The 5157-nt window shown below is 77.3% G+C and carries 5 protein-coding genes; 2 read left to right on the forward strand and 3 right to left on the reverse strand.

Annotated features, from left to right (window positions below; genetic code table 11):
- Nucleotides 1-126: 126 nt before the first annotated feature.
- The 3 genes from ACFV0G_RS34845 to ACFV0G_RS34855 all read right to left on the reverse strand — a co-directional run bounded on the left by ACFV0G_RS34845 (nt 127) and on the right by ACFV0G_RS34855 (nt 2895).
- A complete protein-coding gene (locus ACFV0G_RS34845) occupies nt 127-924 on the reverse strand; it encodes an SGNH/GDSL hydrolase family protein (RefSeq protein ID WP_380556628.1) in 798 nt (265 codons plus the stop codon).
- A 186-nt stretch (nt 925-1110) separates the two neighbouring features.
- Nucleotides 1111-1713: a hypothetical protein gene (locus tag ACFV0G_RS34850; RefSeq protein ID WP_380556630.1), complete on the reverse strand. Its 603-nt coding sequence runs from the start codon at nt 1711-1713 to the stop codon at nt 1111-1113.
- Nucleotides 1714-1950: 237 nt separating this feature from the next.
- Nucleotides 1951-2895 carry a hypothetical protein gene (locus ACFV0G_RS34855; RefSeq protein WP_380556632.1) on the reverse strand — a complete coding sequence of 315 codons (945 nt, stop codon included), beginning with the start codon at nt 2893-2895 and terminating at the stop codon, nt 1951-1953.
- Nucleotides 2896-3053: 158 nt separating this feature from the next.
- Between ACFV0G_RS34855 and ACFV0G_RS34860 the strand changes: the two genes are divergently transcribed.
- Both ACFV0G_RS34860 and ACFV0G_RS34865 read left to right on the forward strand, forming a co-directional pair.
- A complete protein-coding gene (locus ACFV0G_RS34860; protein ID WP_380556634.1) occupies nt 3054-4226 on the forward strand; it encodes an exonuclease SbcCD subunit D in 1173 nt (390 codons plus the stop codon).
- On the forward strand, nt 4223-5157 hold a 935-nt coding region (locus tag ACFV0G_RS34865), incomplete at its 3' end, for an AAA family ATPase (RefSeq protein ID WP_380556636.1). The genes ACFV0G_RS34860 and ACFV0G_RS34865, both read left to right, overlap by 4 nt.

Raw genomic sequence — 5157 nt, forward strand, 5'->3', positions numbered from 1 at the left:
CTCCGCGGCCGCCCCCCCCCGCGCCCGCGCGGGGGGGGGGGGGGGCGGGGGGGGGGGGGCCGGGGGCGGGGGGGGGGGGGGCGCCCCCCCCCCCGCCGCGGCAGCCGGTCGGGGACCGGCCGCCGGTCACACGCCGGCGCTGAAGGACGGCAGGTAGCCGCCCGACTGGCCGGCCGCGTTGGGGTGGTAGCTCTCGTCCACCGGGAGCGTGGTGCTGTGCAGCCACTGGGTGGACGAACCGCAGATCTCGTGGCCGGTGAAGACGGTGCGCACGTCCTTGAAGGTGAAGCCGGCGTTGGCCGCCGACTTGGCGATCACCGTGTCCAGGGTGTCGGCGGCGCCGTTGATGGCCGAGCGCTTGGTGTCGCCGATGCCGAAGATGCAGCTCCCGCCGATCTTGTAGAGGTGCGGGTAGCCGAGCACCACCACGTGCGCGCTCGGCGCCTTGTTCTTGATGGCCGCGTACACCGAGTCGAGCAGGCCGGGCAGCGTGCCGGTGGCGAAGCTCTTCGCCGTCGCGACGGCGCTGAGGCAGGAGCTCTCCGAGCCCAGCACACAGGTCTGCATCGTGTCGGCGAACCCGGCGTCGTTGCCGCCGATCGTGATGCTGACCAGGGTGGTCGTCGAACTGAGCGCGGACAGCTGGTTGTTGAGGACGTCTCCGGTCTTCGCTCCGGAACACGCCACGAAGGAGAAGGAGCTGGGGGCGTTGGCGTTCTTCCAGAGGTACGGGTAGGCGTTGGTGCTCCGCTTGCAGCTGCCGCTGTCGCTGGTGTAGCTGCCGGCGCCGACGCCTGCGGAGTACGAGTCCCCGAGGGCGACGTAGCGCGCGCCGGCGGCCTGGGCGCCGGTCGCGGTGACGAGGGTGGACAGGGAGAGCACGATCGCCGCACCGGCGACGGACACAACTCTGGCGCGAGGCATGGGGGAACCTCCGGGTGGGGGGTGTGCGACCGGGAGGGTGGGGGTGACCCCGGTCACACTTTTTGATACCAGGCAGTAGCCAGGAGTGGATAGTGCCCATGCCAAAGTTGTTGACGGCCTAACAGATACGGCACCGTCAGGTCACCGCAGTGCCACCGGCGCTTCGCCGGCGGTGGAAGGGGGGCGTCAGAGCGGGAAGACCGTGCAGCCCGCGAGCGGGAGCTCCTCGATGGTCTCGTTGGCGGACACCGGGACGCCCAGGCGCACGGCCGCCGCGGCCACCGCGGCCCGGGCCTGCCGGACGCCCTGCGCGCCCCAGCCCAGCAGCTCCACGGCCAGCCCGGGCGCCACCAGCAGACGGCGGTAGTGCCGGCCCGACGCCGGGTCGGGGACGGACCGGCCGACCCGGTACAGCGGCGCGGCCATCCGCACCCGGGCGCACTCGTGGCCGCCGTTGGCCGAGCCCACCCGGTCGTACAGGTAGCCGAGGTAGAACGGGCGACCGATCACGGCCTGCGCCTCCTCCGCCGCCTCCCGGGCGAGCGCCGCACCCGGGTCCCCCGCGTCCTCCGCCTCCAGCGACCCGCCGGGGAGGCTGACGATGCCGTCCTTCGGGTTCACCAGCGTCAGCACCCGGCCGTCGGGGGCGAACAGCCAGCCCCACGACTGCTTGACCGGCAGTCCGTCCGGCACCGGCTCGCCCGGCCGCCAGGGCCAGCCCGCGATCGGACGCCGCCGGACCCGACCGAGCAGCTCGGCGATCTCCGCGCTGTACTCGATGCGGTTCATGCGTCCCCTCCGGTGTCGGGCCGCCGGGGCACCGGTCGGCGTCAGGTCGGTGTGCCGCCCGACCGGCCCGGCCTGACCGCCGGTCGCACGCCAGGAGCGCCGCGGCGGGGCTGCCGCCCGCTCCGACTGTTGATCTTCCCCGAACATGCGGTCGATGAACAGCCCTGACCGCCGCCCGGGGCACCGCCCCGCGCCCCGTCGCACGCCGCCGCACGCCCGCCGCGGGCCGGACGCCGGTCAGCCGGCCGGCCGTCCGGGCTCCTCGGGCGGCCGGAAGGCCCGGCCCGCGGCGGCCGGGCAGAAGCCCTCGGGACCGGACCGCCGCCACTGCGGCCGCAGCACCTGCGGCGCGAGCGGCACCAGCGCGCCGCCCGGCCGGACCTCCCAGCCGCGCACCACCGCCCGCTCCCCCGCCGGAGCGGCGGCGCCACGGCTGTAGAGGAGCAGGACCGCGGGACGGGCGCCGACCAGCACCTGCGCCAGCGCCCGGCAGAACGCCTCCGCCTCGGCCGCGTCCGCTCCGAGCCGGCCCGGCTCCCGCGCGTCCAGGCCGGCCTCGGCGACGGGCCGGCCCGGCGGAGCGCCGCCGACCAGCACCGCCCGGTGCTGCCCGCGGCCCGCCCCCGCGGCGAGCGCGAGAAAGGTCCGGGCGGCCCGCCTCAGCGCCTCCGGCGGCGGTGGCGGCGCCTCCCGGGCGGCCGCCGTCCGCAGGCGTTCGCCGTGCTCGCGCACCAGCAGCGGCAGCAGCGGGGCCAGCCGCCCGCCGGTGTAGCGCAGCGCCGCCCCCGCCCACGCCGGGTCGGCGGCGTACGCGGCCTGCGCCACCGGGTCCCCGGGCACCAGCAGCCGGGCCGCACAGAACGATTCGTAGGCGGCCGGCTCCAGCAGCCGCACCCGGACGTCGAACCCCAGCCCGCGCAGGGCGCGCAGCCGCACCTCGGTACGCCGCAGGTAGCCGGGGTAGTCGCAGCCGCCGTACAGCCGGTGCCGGCGCAGCCGCTCGAAGCCGGCCTCGTCGCCCGGCACCGCCAGCGCGACCGGCTGCCGGAACGGGGCCACCCGGGAGGGGCCCGGCGCGGGGCCCGGTGCGGGGCCGCGCGGACCGGCGCGGCCGGGCGCCGCTCCCCCGCGTGCGCGGTGGCGGCCCGGGCCGCGGCCCTCGGACGGACGGTGCACGGACATGGCGCCTCCCCTGATGCGTGCGGCGCCACGCCGTTCGGGACGCCGACGAGCGAGAACCTACCGAACGTCACCGACAATCGACCGAACGTCACCGGTTCCGACGGGCGGGACGTCCGGGAATCCCGGGTTGTCGGTGACGCCCGTTATGGTCGGTGTCCATGCGACTGCTGCATACCTCGGACTGGCACCTGGGCCGCACCTTCCACCGGGAGAGCCTGCACGACGCCCAGCGCGCCTTCCTCGACCACCTGGTGGCGGTCGCCGGGGTCGAGCGGGTGGACGCCGTGCTGGTCGCCGGCGACGTGTACGACCGCGCGCTGCCCGGGCTGGAGGCGGTCGCGCTCTTCGACGACGTGCTGGTCCGGCTCGCCGCGCTCGGCGTGCCCGCGGTGTTCATCAGCGGCAACCACGACTCCGCCCGCCGGCTCGGCGTCGCCGCGCGGCTGATCGACCGGGCCGGCATCCACCTGCGCACCGACCCGGACGGCTGCGCGGAGCCCGTGCTGCTCGCCGACGCGCACGGCCCGGTGGCCGTCTACGGGCTGCCCTACCTGGAGCCGACGCTGGTCCGCGAGCGGTTCGGGCTCGACCGCGGCGGCCACGACCGCGTGCTCGGGGCGGCCATGGACGCCGTCCGCGCCGACCTGGCCGCCCGGCCCGCGGGCACCCGGGCGGTGGTGCTGGCGCACGCCTTCGTCACCGGCGGCGAGCCGAGCGCCAGCGAGCGCGACATCACCGTCGGCGGCGTCGCCTCGGTGCCCGCTGCGGTCTTCGACGGGGTCCACTACGTCGCCCTCGGCCACCTGCACGGCAGCCAGCGGCTCGCCCCGCACCTGCGCTACAGCGGCTCCCCGCTGGCGTACTCCTTCTCCGAGGCCGACCACCGCAAGACGATGTGGCTGATCGAACTGGACGCGGACGGCGCGATCGCCGAGGAGCGCCGGATCGACTGCCCGCAGCCCCGGCGGCTGGCCCGGCTCCGCGGCCGGCTGGCCGAGCTGCTCGCCGACGGGCGCCACGGCTGGGCCGAGGACGCCTGGGTCGAGGCCACCCTGACCGACCCGGCCCGGCCGGCCGAGGCCATGGAGCGGCTGCGGCGGCGGTTCCCGCACACCGTGCAGCTGCTCTTCGACCCCGAGCACACCGGCGGCGACGGGCACCCCTCGTACGCGGCCCGGGTCAGCGGCCGCAGCGACCTGGAGATCGCCGAGGGGTTCGTGCGCCACGTCCGGCCCGGCGACGGCCCGAGCGAGGCCGAACGGGCCTGGCTGGCCGAGGGCTTCGAGGCCGTCCGCCGCGAGGACGCGCGCACCGAGGAGGCCGCCCGATGAGGCTGCACCGGCTCACCGTCACCGCCTTCGGCCCGTTCGCGGGCACCGAGGAGGTCGACTTCGACCGGCTGGCCGCCGGCGGGCTGTTCCTGCTCCGCGGGGCGACCGGCGCCGGCAAGAGCAGCCTGCTGGACGCGGTCTGCTACGCCGTCTACGGCGAGGTGCCCGGCGCCCGCAAGGGCAATCCGCTGCGCAGCGACCACGCCGAGCCGGGCCGGCTGACCGAGGTCCGGCTCGACCTCACCCTGGGCGGCCGCCGGCTGGAGATCACTCGCAGCCCGGAGCAGCACCGGCCCAAGCTGCGCGGCACCGGCACCACCACGGAGAAGGCCCGCACGCTGCTGCGCGAGTGGGTCGCCGACACCGGTGACGGCACCCCGGGCTGGCACGGGCTCAGCACCTCGCACCAGGAGGCCGGCGAGGAGATCCGGCGGCTGGTCGGGATGAGCCGCGAGCAGTTCTGCCAGGTCGTCCTGCTGCCGCAGGGCGACTTCGCCCGCTTCCTGCGGGCCGACACCAAGCAGCGCGCCGAGCTGCTCGGCCGGCTCTTCGACACCCGCCGGTTCGGCCAGGTCGAGCGGTGGCTCGCCGAGCGGCGCACCGCCCGCGAGGCCGCGGTCCGCGAGGGCCGCCGCCGGCTGCGCGAGCTGGCCGGCCGCGCCGAGGAGGCCGCCGGCCCCGGCGCCGAGCCGCCGCACGACTGGGTGCCGGCCGAGGACGGCTCCGCCGCGGACGCCGCCGGGCTGGTCGGCGGCGTGCTGGCCTGGGCGGCCGTGCTGCGCGTCGGTGCGGCCGAGCAGCTGGCCGTCGCCCGCACCGCCCTGGCCAACGCCGAGGACGCGCACGCCGGGGCGCAGCGCCGGCGGGCCGAGGCCGACGGGCTGGCCGAGCGGCAGCGCCGCCACCGGGCCGCCGTGGAGCAGGCCCGGCG

This window comes from Kitasatospora sp. NPDC059571, assembly GCF_042735675.1.
Lineage (GTDB): Bacteria > Actinomycetota > Actinomycetes > Streptomycetales > Streptomycetaceae > Kitasatospora.